Origin of the sequence: Saccharicrinis sp. GN24d3, from assembly GCF_052400645.1 — a bacterium.
Lineage (GTDB): Bacteria > Bacteroidota > Bacteroidia > Bacteroidales > Marinilabiliaceae > Saccharicrinis.
The window spans coordinates 1-17,152 of sequence record NZ_JBQTGI010000024.1 but is presented as its reverse complement, the minus strand read 5'-3'; the positions used below and the strand labels follow the sequence as shown (position 1 = coordinate 17,152).

At 39.7% G+C, this 17,152-nt stretch carries 13 protein-coding genes; 4 read left to right on the top strand and 9 right to left on the bottom strand.

The annotated features are described in order from the left end of the window. The first annotated feature begins 62 nt into the window (after positions 1–62). Together ACT29I_RS21450 and ACT29I_RS21445 are read left to right on the top strand one after the other, a co-directional pair. Entirely contained in the window at positions 63–941 is an 879-nt protein-coding gene (locus ACT29I_RS21450; RefSeq protein ID WP_444794369.1) for a hypothetical protein, read from the top strand. A gap of 189 nt (positions 942–1,130) precedes the next feature. Then, positions 1,131–3,416 (top strand): NADP-dependent malic enzyme, encoded by a 2,286-nt coding sequence (locus tag ACT29I_RS21445; protein ID WP_430935102.1) that lies wholly within the window; start codon positions 1,131–1,133, stop codon positions 3,414–3,416. 142 nt (positions 3,417–3,558) lie between these two features. Here ACT29I_RS21445 and egtD read toward each other — a convergent pair whose 3' ends face one another. The 9 genes from egtD to ACT29I_RS21400 form a co-directional block, all read right to left on the bottom strand. After that, positions 3,559–4,557: an L-histidine N(alpha)-methyltransferase gene (egtD, locus tag ACT29I_RS21440; RefSeq protein ID WP_430935101.1), complete on the bottom strand. Its 999-nt coding sequence runs from the start codon at positions 4,555–4,557 to the stop codon at positions 3,559–3,561. A gap of 34 nt (positions 4,558–4,591) precedes the next feature. Continuing rightward, positions 4,592–5,893 carry a rhodanese-like domain-containing protein gene (locus ACT29I_RS21435; RefSeq protein ID WP_444794368.1) on the bottom strand — a complete coding sequence of 434 codons (1,302 nt, stop codon included), beginning with the start codon at positions 5,891–5,893 and terminating at the stop codon, positions 4,592–4,594. 494 nt (positions 5,894–6,387) lie between these two features. Beyond that, entirely contained in the window at positions 6,388–6,801 is a 414-nt protein-coding gene (locus ACT29I_RS21430; RefSeq protein WP_444794367.1) for a hypothetical protein, read from the bottom strand. 104 nt (positions 6,802–6,905) lie between these two features. Then, entirely contained in the window at positions 6,906–7,094 is a 189-nt protein-coding gene (locus ACT29I_RS21425) for a four helix bundle protein (RefSeq protein ID WP_444794391.1), read from the bottom strand. Beyond that, on the bottom strand, positions 7,091–7,237 hold the full coding sequence (locus tag ACT29I_RS21420) for a hypothetical protein (RefSeq protein ID WP_444794366.1): 147 nt from the start codon (positions 7,235–7,237) through the stop codon (positions 7,091–7,093). Before ACT29I_RS21420 ends, ACT29I_RS21425 begins: the two co-directional genes overlap by 4 nt. A gap of 56 nt (positions 7,238–7,293) precedes the next feature. Further along, a complete protein-coding gene (locus ACT29I_RS21415; protein ID WP_444794365.1) occupies positions 7,294–12,207 on the bottom strand; it encodes a DNA repair ATPase in 4,914 nt (1,637 codons plus the stop codon). A gap of 101 nt (positions 12,208–12,308) precedes the next feature. After that, complete coding sequence (locus tag ACT29I_RS21410; RefSeq protein WP_430935096.1) at positions 12,309–14,435, bottom strand: flotillin family protein; 2,127 nt, start codon at positions 14,433–14,435, stop codon at positions 12,309–12,311. A 4-nt stretch (positions 14,436–14,439) separates the two neighbouring features. Then, positions 14,440–15,096, bottom strand: a complete 657-nt coding sequence (locus ACT29I_RS21405) for a hypothetical protein (protein WP_444794364.1) — start codon at positions 15,094–15,096, stop codon at positions 14,440–14,442. 110 nt (positions 15,097–15,206) lie between these two features. After that, entirely contained in the window at positions 15,207–15,863 is a 657-nt protein-coding gene (locus ACT29I_RS21400; protein WP_430935094.1) for a M50 family metallopeptidase, read from the bottom strand. Positions 15,864–16,261: 398 nt separating this feature from the next. On the opposite strand from ACT29I_RS21400, the gene ACT29I_RS21395 reads away from it, so the two are divergent. Together ACT29I_RS21395 and ACT29I_RS21390 are read left to right on the top strand one after the other, a co-directional pair. Continuing rightward, positions 16,262–16,750: a hypothetical protein gene (locus tag ACT29I_RS21395; protein WP_430935093.1), complete on the top strand. Its 489-nt coding sequence runs from the start codon at positions 16,262–16,264 to the stop codon at positions 16,748–16,750. A 79-nt stretch (positions 16,751–16,829) separates the two neighbouring features. Continuing rightward, positions 16,830–17,084 (top strand): hypothetical protein, encoded by a 255-nt coding sequence (locus ACT29I_RS21390; RefSeq protein ID WP_444794363.1) that lies wholly within the window; start codon positions 16,830–16,832, stop codon positions 17,082–17,084. The last annotated feature ends 68 nt before the right edge of the window (positions 17,085–17,152 follow it).

Genomic DNA, 17,152 nt, shown 5'->3' with positions numbered 1-17,152 from the left:
GTCAAGAAACCTATTGGTACATTCTTCGTACACCTTTCCATTAAAATTAATTTTAGTATACCATGAATACAAAGTTATTTTTGAGTACAATTTTAATAGGTTTTTGCCTGTGTAATTGCGATCAGATTGAAACAGTAAATGATTCATTGAGTGCGGTTCAAGCAGTTGATGCTATGGAGGATTACGCTCAGGCTGCATGGCATTTCCAGGGAGTTAACAATGCCAGCGATAATGCGGTTTTAAATTCCGAAAACACAGAGAACATAAATCTTAAATCATCTGTTGGTCCCAATATATCGATCACGCCATCTGATTTATTTACCTTTCCCAAATCTATTGTTGTGGATTATGGAACCAATGGTACTTTAGGTCTAGATGGCAGAATCCGAAAGGGTAAATTATATATTGAACTTGAAAATGGATGGTACAGCCAAACGGGCTCGAGACACATTACTACTTTCGAAAACTACTTTCAAAACGATTATCAGATCGAAGGAACACACCTTGTTGAGAACCTGGGAGAAAATAACGATGGTAATTTGGTTTTTAGCATAGAAGTATCAAACGGTAAAGTAACCAACGCGCAGGGACAAGTAACAACATTTTCGCAAGAGACAACACGTACCTGGATAAAAGGCGACAATACACCTCTGAACATTTGGGATGATTCGTATTGGATTGAAGGATTGCAATCAGGTAAATGTTCCAGCGGTGTTAATTACGAATTGACCATACGCGAAAATAACCCATTGGAAGTCGAGCTAGTTTGTCCTTACATAAAAAGTGGTATTTTGGATGTTGTTATTGACAATGCCCCAGAGATGAGTATCGATTATTTCGTGGACGAAGATAAGGACGGTATTGCAGATTGTTCTTCCTCAGTTACCTTAAAGGTAAATAATATTGAATATCGAATTGGAAACGGAGAAATCCAGCAGTAGATAATTTAGTTATTTATAAAATCACCCTAGCCGAGACCATTCTTTGGCAGGGTAGTTTTATTTTCTGGCAATACATTACACTAAACCTTTATTTAAGTCTATTGTTTTGGTATGGGAAACAGTTGAGATTACTCATTAAATTACTTGAGTAAATTACTTACATTTAATCTCGTATCTAAAACAACGATAATGGCAAACTCCAAAATCAGAATTCAAGACGCATTAGACTATCACACCAAAGGAACTCCCGGTAAAATTGAAGTTATACCCACCAAAGCCACCAAAACACAACGTGATTTAGCATTGGCTTATTCGCCGGGTGTAGCCGAACCATGTAGGAAAATTGCGGATAATGTTGACGATGTGTATAAATATACGGCCAAAGGTAATTTGGTGGCCGTGATATCTAACGGCACCGCAGTACTGGGGCTTGGAGATATTGGCCCTGAAGCTTCCAAGCCTGTTATGGAAGGAAAAGGTCTGCTCTTTAAAATATTTGCAGGGATCGATGTATTCGACCTTGAAATAAATTCTACCAACGTAGAGGAGTTTATCACGGTAGTCAAAGCCCTTGAACCCACTTTTGGAGGCATTAACCTGGAAGACATTAAAGCACCTGACTGTTTTGAGATTGAAAGCAGGCTTAAGGCTGAACTCAATATCCCCATTATGCACGACGACCAGCATGGTACCGCAATTATATCGGGGGCAGGATTGATTAACGCATTAAAGGTGTTAGATAAAAAAGCCAGCGAAGTAAAAGTAGTTGTTTCTGGGGCGGGGGCATCTGCCATTTCTTGTATCAAAATTTTTATAGTCCTGGGCATCAGTAAAAAAAATATTGTCGTGTGCGATTCCAAGGGTGTTATACGCTCCGACAGGGATAATCTGACACCCTCAAAAAAAGAATTCGCTACCGATAAAGATTTACATCAACTGGAAGATGCTATTGTTGATGCCGATGTATTTTTAGGGCTTTCTAAAGGAAATGTGATGACGCCCGAAATGCTCAAAAGTATGGCACCCAATCCAATTGTATTTGCTCTGGCCAACCCCGATCCTGAAATTTCATATGAACTTGCCATGTCATCCCGTGACGATGTACTTATGGCTACCGGACGTTCCGATCATCCCAATCAGGTAAACAACGTTTTGGGATTTCCGTTTATTTTTAGGGGGGCTTTGGATGTAAGGGCTACCGAAATCAATGAGGCCATGAAACTGGCAGCAGTAAAAGCACTGGCTGACCTTGCTCAGGAACAAGTACCCGAAGTGGTCATTAAAGCCTATAACAAAGACAATATAACTTTTGGCAGAGATTATATTATCCCCAAACCCCTTGACCCAAGATTATTGACCGTGGTTGCACCTGCCGTAGCCAAAGCGGCCATGGATAGTGGGGTCGCACAAAACCACATTACCGACTGGGATGAATATAAAACCAAACTGGTTAAACGATTAGGTCATGACGATATGATCATACGGCGTTTGACCAACAAAGCCAAACAACACCCTAAACGGATTGTCTTTGCCGAAGCGGAGGACTACAGGGTCCTTAAGGCTGCCCAAATTGCCATGGACGAAGGTATTGCCCTTCCTATCTTATTGGGAGATGAAGAGAAGATCAAAGCCTTGATTGAAAAACATCAGCTAGAGTTGCATGATACCAGAATTATCAACCCGCAAAGTAAGGACTCTGCAGATATAGTGAGGCGTTATGGAAAAGTATTCTTCGATAAGCGACAACGTAGGGGCTACAATCCTTACGAGGCAGAGAATGAAATGAAGAAACGAAACTACTTTGGGTGCATGATGGTCGAAACCGGTGAAGCCGATGCCGTAATTTCAGGTATCAGCAGAAAATACACGCAAACGATAAAACCTGCCCTCCAGATTATTGGCACCAATGGCCCGGGCCAAAAAGTTTCGAGCATGTATCTAATGCTGACTAAGCGCGGCCCCCTGTTCTTTACAGATACAACCATGATACCAAACCCAACCTCCGAGGAGCTTGTAGACATTGCGTATCAAGCTGCCAAAGCCGTGGAGCAGATGATGAACATCCAACCTAAAGTAGCTTTTTTGGCATATTCAAACTTTGGTTCTTCAGATGACGCTGAACCTAAATTGGTACGAAAGGCTGCCGCCTTGATGAAGCAAAATTATCCTGAAATTATCTCGGATGGAGAAGTTCAGGCCAACTTTGCGTTCAACCAGGAAGAACTTAAAGAAAACTATCCATTCTCCGATTTGGTGGGCAACGAGCCAAACGTATTGGTGTTCCCAACACTAACTTCAGCTAACATCGCCTACAAATTATTGCAGGTAATGAAGAGCGGAGAAGCCATTGGCCCTATCATCCTTGGCATGAAACGGCCGGTACATATCCTGCAGATGGGTAGTTCGGTGCGCGAGGTATTGAATATGATTACCATTGCCACTATTGATGCGCAGATTAAATCCAGTCATCAGTAGATTAGTCAAGGGTGAATTATTGTCAAAGGAGAATTGTTGATTTGTAAACAGATGATTTAAAAAATTACGGATTTAATGACCTAAGCATATATAAACTCGTCAATGACTAATCTATCATTGACTAATGATTGTTGGCCGAAGGCTACTTATTGTATAATGCCAGACTGAACCACTCATTTTCGTCCATGAAAATATTATCGAGTTGAAGACGGCCAAAATTACCGATGATTTTAATGGATTCGGGGTTGAACTTATGCGAATTTTCGGTATGAATGGTTTCTCCTTCTTTGAAATAGATTCTTTGATTTAACACGGGAAAATCCATGCTCATATTTGTTTTAGCCTCCAAATGCATTTCAATACGGCTCATTTCCTTATTGAAAAAAGCCTTATGGTTAAATTTGTCAGGACACAAATCGCTTCCTGTGAGTTTATTTAACACGCGCAAAACATTCTTATTAAATTTGGCCGTTATGTGCTTAGAATCGTTATACGCATTTTCAAGCGTAGAAATATCTTTCACCAAATCCATACCCATCAGCAAATAATCGCCCGGTTGCATAATCGAAGATATATCCTCCATAAAAGCCTTAATTTCAGAAGGCAGAAGATTGCCTATCGTACTGCCCAAAAACATAAATAGATTTCTTCCTGAAAATGACAGCTGCGGTATCTGATGAATAAAATCAGCCACCAAACCATACACTTTCAACTCAGGAAGCTGCAAACTTAAATGGCTGGTCGAACGCGCTATAGCCGACTTACTGATATCTACAGGAAAATAAGTGATGGTGGAGAGAATATCTCTCGGAACCTGATTTAACAACAAGTTTATTTTGGAATGGTCCCCACTCCCCAGTTCTATTACATTTATATCTCGAAAATCTATACCTAGTCTGGGATATAACTTCGATATAATTTTTTTTTCGGTACACGTTAGATAATACTCCTTCAATCGTGTAATCTCCTCAAATAATTCGGAACCTATTTCATCATAAAAAAACTTGGGCGAAATATACTTTTGAGGCGCATTTAGCCCGTCTCGTATTTCCTCTATTGCTTGTTGCTTTCCATTTTTGTGCAGAACTCTAATATCCTCTTTCAGCTCATTGACTAATAATTCTTCATTATTTAAACTCATAACCATTTTTTTATGGATGAAAATTAAAGTGAATTTAAAATGCCGAAACCACTTTGGGCACACCGGTTTCATAGGGATTAGATGGGTCATTGCTCCATTCGAACCAGCCTCCATCATAAACAGAAACTCTTGGCCACCCCATCAGCCATGCATTAAAAAAGGCTTCGCTACCGCGCCATCCTGTGCCGCAATAAAAAGCCAAATGTTTGTCGGGCGTTATACCCATTTCTTTCCATTGTTCTTCTATCTCATGATACTCGCGGGTAGTATGATCCACATTGCGATAGTTTTCCATATGGTAGGCATCGGAACCACAATTACCAAATATAGCGCCAGGGATACGCCCTTTTTTCTTTATATAATTATAACCGCTCACTTCTCCGATATATTCGGGATAACTACGAACGCAAACAATATCGGCATCATTGGCCTCTATCATATGTTTGGCCTCGGGAACATCAACCGCCAGTTGAGGCCGGACTGGTATATCAGCTCCAAAATCGTCTGCAGCTTGTTTGGGCTCGTCAACGGTGCTTATTTCATAACCTGCATCTTTCCAGCTCTGAAATCCACCGTTCAATACCCTCACATCTTTAACGCCGGCATACAGCATGATAAATGCGTTTCGGATGGCTCCTATATGTCCGGCTGCGCTTCCCGGAAACTCATCGGCATTATCGGGCCACATAAATTTACCATATACAACAACAGTGGTATCGCCTGTTATCCCATGTTCCTCCAAAGCTTTTTTCAGTTCTTGGGGAGAGCGACGGTTCCAGGTTTCAGGTGCTTCCAATGCCAGCGTATCCATATCAATGGCGCCTGGAATATGTCCACTCAGGTATGCATCGCGGTTGCGATAATGAGAATGGCAGAGTATGGTTTTACCTCCGGGGTGGGTTTCGGGTATTTTGCCATCTACCACTTCTTTCACCCAGTCTGCCGAAACCAGTTGTTTATATCTTTCGAGATGTTGCATGGGGAGATCTGGGTTATTGACCCATTCGGATAGAAAGTGGGAATAGATATTCACATCTTCATAACCTGCTTTTTGAAATAGCTCAGCTACTTTTTCGCTTTCTTCATTGGAATAACCATAAATAATGATTTGCTGATCTGTCTGTAAGTTTTTAGAGCGCACCACCTCAATCCAGTCCATATAGTTGGTCCATTTAAAAGGCAAAGATTTGGCGGACTGAATGTGTCCTCCTCTCTTTTCTCCTTTTTGTCGCCAACCGTTGTAGGCATCTATCGGTCGGATATCGATTATTTTTATATTGGGGTTGCTTAATTTATTGGAAAGTTGCGCTGTAGTAACAAAATTAAACGGATTCATATAATATGATGGTTTGTATTCCTTTTATAAAAAGAGATAAATTATTAAGTGGTATAAAAGGTAAGAAAAAATACATCTATGTGTCAAATAAATAATTGGGTAAAACAAATACGGAATTACCATGATCATATCTAGCCCCTGGGAGTCCTTGGTTTATGCCTGCAAAAAAACCGATAGTATATTTTAAAAATTCGTTTTCTTTTGGTTTTACCAAGCCATAGATTCCATTCCCCTGATAAACGGGGTTAGAATATTCCAATTGAAAACTAAATTCCATATACAAATAATATTTCATAACCTGACTCCTATGAGTTCCGGATGGGCTCCTTAACACCGCTCCATAAGCCCTTGGCCATTCAACTAAATCCCTTAGCGCCCGGAATCGACATATTGACTGTCCAGATGGACTTCTTGTGAGTTTGGATGCGCTCCTTAGGCTTTTGGAATGGGCAAACTGGTGAATTATCGATGGAAGCCGATACCCTATACCCAGCTTATCTATTAGGTATCAATAATTCCCTTATCTCATCATACCCCACTACCTCTTTATTCTTCATAATAGATAGCTTAATTATATCACCTATTTTGGTATCGTCAATATCCAGTTTACGGCCTAGTTGTTTGCAGAATTCTATTTCTTCCAGGTCAACCGACAGATCCATCTTCATCATTTGGATTACACGGTAGAACATCACAAAACGGCCCTCTCGGTCAATTGGGGGTATGTATTCGAACTTTTCGGCGTTTTCGAATATCTCCTCGAATTCGGAGTTGGATATATTCATTTTGCCGGCCATCAGGTTCAGGAACATTTTTTCGGAGCCGGTTACTTTACCATCGGCCTTTGCCATTTTTGCTAGTACCGCTAGTTGGGCGTTTGGGGAGTCAAAATAATTGTTTAGTTTCATGGTATTTAGTTGTTGGTTGTTGGTCACACCAGTCAATAGTCAATGGTCATTATGGTTAATGGTAAATAGTTAAATTAGTCAATAGAGTTATTTGCCAATGGTCTTTATATAAGCGTTGAGACCTTAAGGAATGATTCCAGGTTCACCAGTAATTGTTCGTATAATTCGTTAGAGATTAGTTTTCTTTTATAAGCCCGTTTGACCCAACGCTTGGTTCCATAAGCACTTCCCCGTGAGTGAAATACAAAGTTTTTCTTCTCTTTAAAGTGATTTCTTCCATACCCTTCAGCTATATTTTATCCATGGAATCCGAAGACCGAATAATTTGCTTACCCACAGTATCTTTTTCTAAGAAATCCCATCTAATGGCTTCACACCAAATAGTATCTGCTATTTCATTAGCTAAATTGTAGATTCTTAAATCTTCTAAATCCATAATCTTCTATTTAATCTGTTTGCAAATTAATTATTGACCAATTACCATTGACTGCTTCAACTATTCCATATACATTTCTTCAGTGTCTCCGAAACCTGGTTGATGCTTTCTGTCACGTTTTCCATTCCTTCCAAAACCTGAGCGGTTTGACTATTACCTCCTGCTTTCAGTTTTTGGTTTTTCCGGAAGGTGGCTTTTATATCGTTCCAACGCTGTTTTTCCTCTTCGGTTAGCTTATCTAAAATTTCTTTAAACTTCAGCATATTAGCCTCGGCTCCCGCGGTCAGCGTTTGCGATTCCCCTTCGTAATGCGACATAATCAAAGTTTCCAGTTCATCATCGTTCATGATGGTCACCACCTTTTCGGTAATCTTGTTCATATTACGATATGAGCCCTGTAATTTAAACGGAGGTTCGGTGCGGTACTCGTCAGCCTGCGCCGCAGAAGCGATGTATTGCTGGTTTACCTTGGAAATCACATCACGGATAACAGTCAGCTTTTTCAGTATATTGACATAATCGTTGATTTGTCCCTGGGTGTGGCTGGCTTCAAACTCCAGGCCGTCCTTACTGCCCGAATCGGCCAGTTTAAGCATGGGGTAGATATCGTTATGGCTTTTGGCGGACAACTGGTTCAACACTTTGTTCGATGTCAACGAGTTTTCGATATAACTCATATTAAATATATCGGCAGTATCTCCCAGAATATCTCCCAGGTTGTAAATATCGGCACGGTTAGCCAACATATCCGGAATCTGGAATTTATCGCCACTTTCGGTGTATGGATTTCCCGCCATCACCACGCAGACTTTCCTTCCACGGAAATCATAGGTCTTGCTTCTGCCTTTGTGCACCCCTTCAATCTTACGCTGGGCATCACAAAGGGAGATAAACTTCTGCAGGAACTCTGGATTACAGTGTTGTATATCGTCTAGATAAATCATCACATTATCACCCATCTCAAAGGAAAGGTTCAGTTTTTTCAGTTCCTCACGGGCACTGGCATTACCTGCCTCGTCAGGGTCGAGTGAAGTCACCTCATGGCCGATGGCCGGGCCGTTAATCTTCATAAAGATGATTCCCAGTCGGCTGGCGATATATTCCATTAAGGTGGTTTTGCCATAACCCGGAGGCGAAATCAGCAAAAGCATCCCCATCAGATCGGTGCGTTTGCCTTCACCTGCTGTTCCCAACTGTTTAGCCAGGTTATCACCCACCAAAGGCAAATAAACTTTATCAATCAATTTGTTTCGCACAAAGGACGAAAGCACCCTAGGTTTGAATTCCTGCAAGCGCAACGCATCTTCAAAATCCCGAATCAAATCTTTTTTCACATCGGTGAATGTACTAAAGCGCAAGGCCGTATTTATTTCGTACGCTTTTAATTTGGCGATAAACTGATTATAATCAAAAGCATATTTTCCTTCGTTCAAAACAGTATGGATCCCTTGCAGGCCTTCCAGGTTTTTATGCAGCGTAGCCTTGACAATGTTGTTCTTATCAAAGCAGTTTAGCATCAATAATACCGCCACTTCATCTACATATTGTATTTTCTCGTTTTTATTCGTAGTGGCAATATATGCCCGTAACCATTTTTTTATCAACTTAAATTGGGCGATGGGTTCCCTATTAAGCTCTCCCACCGATTGTTGATACTGGTCAACTGCCCTTTTGTCTTTTAAAAATGACTTAAATGATTGATGCAGATTTGCAGCTTCACTGTCAATCACAAAGTTTTCGTCAATAATAACTTCATGGAAAAAATATTCAGCGGCTTCATCCACGTAAATCGGATTGAAGAGCTTCGTATTCTCAACAAACTCACCGATTTGCTCTTTTAATCCATCCACAATATATTTAAACTCCTGTGCATCGGGAAATATCTGTAGCAAAGCACCGACACCTTTCAACTGTTTGTAATAGCTTTGTTTAATCTCGGCAGATGCAAATTTGTTCCAGAACCAAACTGCACAGGCACGGGCTTGGGTCGAATATTTCAGCAATCCGGCCGTTTTAATTAGCTCTATTAATTCTTTCACTATGATGAACGCATCCATATCGTGAACTCCTTTAACATATCCCTCGTTATAGCGCTGCCCCATAAACTCGCGGATGTAGTTCAGGACATCCTCATCTTTCAAGGAAATCAGATTACCGTTAAATTCCTGTTGGCATTTTACAAATACTTTGTAGGCCAGATATTCGCCACGATACACTTCCTGATTTTCGGAGGGGATACTCTGGTTCCAGAGGTCTTTATAATTATAAAACTGTTCGTCTTTTACTCTCTCGTAAAAGTTGGTCCCTGTTAAATGGAAGAACATTTTATCGTCTTTATACACCATGGTCAGTTCGCAAGGTTGGGTGTTGACCGAGAAATGATGCTCCCCAAATTTGATGATATTATCGCCATCGACAAACAGTTCCGTCTTATCCTTTAACTGACGGATAGCTTCTTCTTTGATAGTTTTCAACTGGCTTTGAATAGCATCTGCCTTAACCGAATCCTCCAATTCAATCAATTCGCTTACAATATTTCGGAGTTTTTCAATCATTAAATCCGAAGCATAATAACCGTTTATCTCGCTCACCTCTCCAAACTTACTTACGCGGTTCTGTATCGCTCTTAAAATCCTTTCCGAGGATTGAAATAAGGTGATGGCCCTTTTATTTCGCGCTTCTACCAAACTTATTTTCTTCGATTCGAAGGAATTATAAATTTCATCGCGTTTGGTGGCTACTTTATCGATAAACTCATCGAACTCCGAAAATTTTCCTTCCAACTCTTCTATCTGAACCATTAACTTAGTCTGAAATTCCACACATTTTTCGGGAGAATCAGACAGCTCCAGGTAATTGGTCAAGCCCTGGCTAATCAGTTTAATCTGCGCATTAAACTCAGCTGTACCTTCCAGACTCAGCAGCTCCTTGCGTTTACGTTTTAAAGCAGCGTTCACCTGATTAAAGCTGGAATAAATAGTGGAAATATTATCGATGATTCGCGTGGTTTCCGTGGCATCCTCAATTTTTAGATTGCTTACAATTTCAATGAGCATCTCCAACTCTTTCGAAGTATTGTTGAGCTCTTCCTCCATTTCGTTGGCCTTGACCACTTTTTTGACTTTCTGGATATCCGTTTTCAGCTCTTCAACCTTATTATTATAGGGCTCCAAAGCTTCGGGTTTTAGCAAAAACTGAACACAGCCATTCGAAATATCCCTGTTAAACATCTCCAGTTTTTCTTCCTCACTTTCGATTTGAGCGATATCCACATACCGTAATTCTTTAAGCGAGATGGTTTCTCCGCGGAGGGTGCGTAACTCTGCCAACACACCAACATAAGCATTGATGGAAGTAAAAGATGTGTTTTTGATTTTTTGGGTGATCGTTGTAATCAGTTCCATCACCCTGGCCACTTCCTCGGATGAATTCTTTTTTATGCTGACCACCTTCTCATATTCATCAATGGCATTATGTGCCGTCTCTCTAATATTTTGAAGTGGCTCCTGAAGATTGGCCGTTTCCTGGTTTCCAATCCAGTAATAGGCATCCAGAATATCGCTCGCTTTTTTTTGAATATCGAAATACAGATTGGAATAACTATCTTCCTTTTGAATCAGTTTCAACACCTCGTTACATTCCGACATTCCCCGAACGATATCTTTATTCCCGATTTTATAAAGGAACGATGTTTCGTTGGACTCTAATTCAGATTGATAGTTACTGTCGAGATAAGGCGTTTTCCATATTTGCAGTACATGGTGTTTTCTGGGTGTTCCATCCGTTTTAAAATAACAAAGCTCGCCATTCTCAAACAAGGAATACCCATGGCAGATAATAGGTGTCTCCACTTGTTGAGAAATCAGGTTGTAAGATAACATCACATACTCACCTGCTAGTTGGTTATAGAAGATATACAGATAATCCTCCCCATTGGGCGAAGGAATGCGACGTAGGAAAAGCATCTCAGTCAAATCGTTATCAAATATCTTTATCTCGCCTGTTTGCAGGTAGTAACCATTCGCAAAAATCACACCATGACTATCTGGCAACAAAACACAGGAATCTTCCAGCGAATCGATTCGTACTGCTTCCTGTACTTTTTTGTTATAAACAATATAGCGGAACTGCTCTTCCTGGTAGGGTTTTATTTTTAGAACAATCAGGTTGTCGATGATCGAATAATAAAACTCGGCATCGTCCAAAGTCTGCGTTTTGTTGTCCACCTCTTCGGAATAGATTCCCAAACCCGTATCCGTGTTGTTCTCTACTTTGATGGTCAGATCGCCATCGGTGGTTTCCACAAATATCTGATCTTCGATGGAGATGTGCGGAAACTGCCCCTTCACATGCATATCACGCGTGGTTCTAATCCATGTAAACTCATGCTGGTCGGGAAAAACAAACTCATGGTCGCTACGATTATCCACATATTCCAATACATCGCCCTTTACCAAAAACTTAAAAGTTTTTATATCGAATTTCCCCTTACCCGTTCTAAAAACAAAAAATAAGGAAGTACCTCTCCTACCAAATTTGATAAAACGGGTTTCCTTGTAATATTTATAAAGGTTTTTGAAGTCTTTGATAAACTCATCGGAAATAATCAGGTCGAGCGGTTCTTCTTTAAAATTATGTTCCTGTGCGTCGTACCCATACACACTGAACACATCAGAAATCTCTACTTCACTTTTTAATCCGATAAGCACATTGTACCCAAAAACAAAGGAATTGCCCACCGAAACCATATCCGAAGGAATACAATTATGGGAGGTGGAAACCCTTTCGCTACCTATTAAAGTTGTTTCGATGGAACCAAAAACACTTTTGCGTTCTTCGTTTAGCTGGGTAAGCCGTTTTTGCAGGTCTTTACCATGCAGATTCAGCCTGTTCCGGATTATCTCGTAGGTTCCCTGTTCCAACTGAAGTTCGGTGACTGTATTTTCGGTATCGTTAGGAGTAGTTGCCATATTCATCCACAGATTTAAAGGATTAGACAGATTTTAACTGCTTGCGCAGTTTACTTTTTTGCCCACAGATTAGTCAAATTAATTCGTGTAAATTCGCTGACTTATTGGTGACGGTTCGTCTTTAAGAATTTATCTATACCTATATCGGCTGCTGATTTATTGGACAAACCCATGCTCCTGGCAATGTCCAGCAAATTAAAGATGGAGTTTTTGTCTCCTTCGTCAGTCGCTTTATTGCCTAACTTAAATAATAGGTTGGATAATGTCAGGTTCTTTAAGTCGTCCGAGGAAACCCCAAACTGCTCGATGAAGTTTCGCATATTCACCTTAAAAGATTGCCCGTCTTCACTTGAGAAGAAAGTATCCTTAATCTGTTTCAACACTTCACTGTTGTCAACCACTTTGTCCACACTCTTGCCGTTAGAGATAGCTCCCATTATTTGGTTGAAGAACATCGTTTCTCCACCTACGATATCAATATTAGCAGCTTTTAGCGCTTCGCTAATAACCTTAGCTTGTGCTTCGGCAATATCTTTTTGAATATTGATTTTAGCCAACTGGATTTCTTTCTCCTTGCTCAGTTTCAATTTGAATTCTTCGTGTTCTTTTCCAACGCCGTCCAGCTTTTTCATGGCCGCTGCTTTTTCCTCAATACCTTTTGCTTCAACGGTGAATTTTTCGCTATTCACACGGTTAACTGCCATTCCTTCTTTCTCCGTTGCTTCTGCTTTGGCTTCAACCACATTTGCTTCGGCCAGTCCTTTTTGTTGGATAGACTCCGCTTCCGCCTTAGACGTAGCCAAGATAATTTTCGCTTCCGCTTGGCCTTCTTTTTCTTTGGCTTCCGCTTTGGCTTCAATCACCTGTGCTTCCGATATTCCAAGTGCTGCAGCTTCAGCCGCTTTTGCCTCAGCTAATATCTTAGTTGCATTGGCTTCCTTGCCGGCAGCTTCCTCTGCTGCTTTGGCCTCCATAATACGTTGCTCGGTTTTAAACTCAGCTGCTTTACGATTAGCCTCGGCGCTCTTGATTTCCGTTACCAAATTTGTTTCGGCTTCTTTCTCTGCTGCTTTAATAGCCACCAGTTTATTTCTTTCCGCTTCAGCATGGGCTTGCGTATCTTTTATTTTCTCTTCTTCTACAACCACCGATTTCTGAACTTCGATGCGCTCGCGGATCACTTCTTGCATTTTTTTCTGCTCAGCTTCAAGTGCTTTTTCTTTTTCCAGACGAGCCATGCTTACGACTCTTTCACGCTCATTCTCCTCTATCTGCTGGTCTTTCAATACGGCCTCGTTTTCAATTGCCTCTGTACGTTCTTTATTCTTGCGAGCCACTATCACCTGGCGCTCTTTATTCTCTTCGGCAACCTGAACTTCTTCTTCGGTAGCAATACGGGCATTTTCGCTGATTAGCTTTTGCTCCTGCTCTACTTTTGCTATTTCTGCTTCCTCACGGGATTTTATATTGGCAATCTCTCTTTTCTGCTTCTCCTCTGTTTCTGCCAACTGTTTCTGTAGTTGAAGTACAGTTTCCTTGGCTTCTACATCCTGCTTGGTCACCGTTTTTTCCTTATCTCTGCGAATCTGGTTTGATAAGATTTGCTGTTCCGCGGTTATCTTGGTAATCTTTTTGATCCCCTCTACATCCAAAATATTATCCGGAGACAGTACGTCAATAGATGTTTGTTCCAGGTAATCGATAGCACAGTCATCCAGCACATAACCGTTCAGGTCGGTACCAATGGTTCTCAGAATCTCCAGCTTAAATTTCTCACGGGAATTATATAGCTCCACAAAGTCGAATTGTTTACCTACGGTTTTTAAGGCTTCTGAAAATTTGGCATCAAATAAATCCACCATTGATTCTTTATCCGATGCTCTGTCACATCCTATGGCCTGGGCCACCTGAATTACATCTTCGGCAGTTTTATTCACACGAACAAAGAAGTTCACTTTAATATCAGCTCTCAGGTTATCTTTACAAATCAACCCTTCTTTACCCTGACGGGCGATGGTCACCGTTTTTAGAGTGATATCCATAATTTCCATCTGGTGTAATACCGGAATTACAAATATTCCACTGAATGATACTTTAGCACCACCTTGTCCCGTGCGTACCAAAGCTTGTCCTTGGGTTGCTTTTCGGTAAGTTTTTATTACCAAAATGATAAATCCAAAAGCAATTATTACTAATGCTATCACTACAAATTGTGGTAATCCTTCCATTTGTCTAGTTTTTATAAGGTTCTATTAAATAAATTTTTTTTTCGGGTATATAATCAATAACAAGGCAACTATCACCTTTTCTTAGTGAATACTTTTCTTCGGTTGACATCACATTGATAATAAATGACGAACCTTCAATTTTTATTTCAGCCTGCCCCATTTTATTATGTGTCGCACTTAAGGTAACCAAACACATCTTACCTGTTAATTTTCTGTTGCTTTCTATATCACTTTCTGCTTTAGCAAATAGCTTAACAAACGGACTTGTTATCAATTTTGTGATAAATGCACTGACAAATACATTAGGAATTAAGTATACAAGAGAAAGTAAAACAGACTCATTATTTAAATGGTAATTCATTAACATAGAAATCACCCAAAGCGACAATGCGAAAAAACTTAGAAGTAGCATAAAAGGAATCTTACCCAAGTTAAAAAATGCCAAAGCAGAGTTCACCCAAAGTATTGAGTCCGCCGCACTCATGTCTACATCGGCCTCAACATCCACATCAATATCTACGTCAGCATCCGCATCAATATCGAAACTATCGACATTAAAGACGCCAACAATTACGGTAAGCCAATAAATTAAAATCAGAATAAGCAATACAGTAGGGATGATGTTAATCATCGAAAAGGCAGCATCTATTGTTTCCTTCATATCTGGTTTGGTTAGTTAATTGTAGCAGGACAATTAATATGAATCTTGTCAAAAAGAATGATTTACGAAATATAATAAATTATTATATTTATTTCACATACTTTAATATATTAACTTAATTTGGATTTCCTGAATGCGTTTTTTAACGTTAACCAGGTTATCCATACTACAATAATTAACCATACAATCGCCCATGCGGCTTGCGGTAATATGGGAATAATCTCTGTAAACCTGGCCAAGTCGGAGGAAGGCCCCGAATTGTAATCCATAATTATATAAATGATACTGGCTGTACCTAAAATAACCAACAAATTGGCAACACTCGATTTCGACTTCTTGCTCATCCAAAACGCTAACGCAGAAAACATAATGAGCAAAAAGGAAGTAACTGGGGAACTATACCACCAAACCGCGGTAAACACCAGAATTGCGATGATTACATACAACGCAATAACACTTGTTTTGGGTTTACAAAGACCTATGTGCAGCAATAGGTTGCCAAATAAAGCACTGCCAATATACCCTCCCATCAGTATTAAAGGTCGAAATCCTCCCGCAGTAACTGCATAACCGGCTCCATTGGTTTGAATAAAAACTTCTTGAACATCGCCTCCAGAGATAATCGCAAAGATGGCATGCCCGAATTCATGTAAAAACGTAACAAACAAATTAATAGGTAAGATAATATATGCTCCGTAAGGAACATAGTTTTGTAAGATCCAATATACCACAGCAGTCAGAATAATTAAAAGTAGTTTGTAACGCATCGTTTTTCAATGATTAATTTGGAAACAAGATAGTAAAAAGCTGCTAGTGTCGTGTCTGTTCTGTAATGACGGTTAAGTTGAATTTATTTTGATTTTTGATCAGCAGAAAATACGCACATAGCAGCGTTCTGTAATGTTTTTTTTGCCAGTAAAAATTAAAAGAGGAATACTTGGCCTTTCAGAGCAGGCTTGACAGGACAGTAACGATTATCCATTTGTTTTTGGCATATAGCCAAAAACTATTTGGTATATTTACCACATATTATACCATTTTAAACAGTAAGGTGGACTTATTATTTGGGTATAATAATGATGTAAGTACGATTAACCTTAACTAATGGAATGCAGATAAGGCCAGCGTCACCCTACATTCGGAACCAACAGATAAAAGCTAATTCATGCCCATAAAAATCAATACCGTTCATACTATCAAAAAAGAGCTTCAGAACCTTCCGAAGGAGCTTATCATTGAACATTGTTTGAGAATGGCCAAATATAAAAAGGATAATAAGGAATTGTTGAATTATTTATTGTTTGAAGAAGATTCCGAAGAGGATTATATAGCTGCAATAAAAGAAGAAATTAAAACTGAATTTTCCCAAATTGACAAGTTGACTTTTTATTATACGAAAAAAAACATCCGTCGAATTCAAAGAATGACAACCAAGCACATTAAACATTCTGGAAAAAAAGAAACGGAGATAGAACTTCTTATCTGCTTTTGTCAGTCAATGAAAAATTGTGGTGTTTCCTTTAAAGAAAGTCCTGTTATGAAAAATTTATACAATAGGCAGATAAAAAATATTGAAAAAGCCCTCAACAAGCTTCATGAAGATATTAGAATAGATTATGAAGATGGTTTGGATGAAGTAAAAAAAGGGATTTAGTTAAGAGACGATTCTTTGTATTTTAACGAACAACCGTTGGCAGATAATAATTAAAACACACCATAATAAGTTAACCAACATGGGAATTCTACGAACAGTAAAGAGTGACTACGAAATCTATGAATACAGCAAACTTGAGTGTTTGATAGCTGTTGAAAGAGAGGAATGCAAAAAAGTAAAGTCTTTTTTTAAGAAGAACAAAGGAAAAAAGCCTTTACCCAATGCAACTGTGTCCGGATTCAAGTTTATAAAAGATGCTGAGTTTGATTCGCTTAAAATTGACTTTGACCATCCCTTAAAATTCGAGATTAGAGATTTGGTTAAAGCGAAATAGCTCCGTTGTGAAGCGCCTGACAGGGCACTGGTGGAAAAAACGCGATTAACGCAAAAAGGACAGTCCTC

Coding starts and splice junctions, on each gene's coding strand:
- ACT29I_RS21435 (WP_444794368.1), bottom strand. CDS start 5,893: ATGAATCCGTTTAATTTTGTTACTACAGCGCAACTTTCCAATAAATTA.
- ACT29I_RS21430 (WP_444794367.1), bottom strand. CDS start 6,801: ATGAAACTAAACAATTATTTTGACTCCCCAAACGCCCAACTAGCGGTA.
- egtD (WP_430935101.1), bottom strand. CDS start 4,557: ATGAGTTTAAATAATGAAGAATTATTAGTCAATGAGCTGAAAGAGGAT.
- ACT29I_RS21410 (WP_430935096.1), bottom strand. CDS start 14,435: ATGGAAGGATTACCACAATTTGTAGTGATAGCATTAGTAATAATTGCT.
- ACT29I_RS21395 (WP_430935093.1), top strand. CDS start 16,262: ATGCCCATAAAAATCAATACCGTTCATACTATCAAAAAAGAGCTTCAG.
- ACT29I_RS21445 (WP_430935102.1), top strand. CDS start 1,131: ATGGCAAACTCCAAAATCAGAATTCAAGACGCATTAGACTATCACACC.
- ACT29I_RS21420 (WP_444794366.1), bottom strand. CDS start 7,237: ATGGATTTAGAAGATTTAAGAATCTACAATTTAGCTAATGAAATAGCA.
- ACT29I_RS21390 (WP_444794363.1), top strand. CDS start 16,830: ATGGGAATTCTACGAACAGTAAAGAGTGACTACGAAATCTATGAATAC.
- ACT29I_RS21405 (WP_444794364.1), bottom strand. CDS start 15,096: ATGAAGGAAACAATAGATGCTGCCTTTTCGATGATTAACATCATCCCT.
- ACT29I_RS21400 (WP_430935094.1), bottom strand. CDS start 15,863: ATGCGTTACAAACTACTTTTAATTATTCTGACTGCTGTGGTATATTGG.
- ACT29I_RS21450 (WP_444794369.1), top strand. CDS start 63: ATGAATACAAAGTTATTTTTGAGTACAATTTTAATAGGTTTTTGCCTG.
- ACT29I_RS21415 (WP_444794365.1), bottom strand. CDS start 12,207: ATGGCAACTACTCCTAACGATACCGAAAATACAGTCACCGAACTTCAG.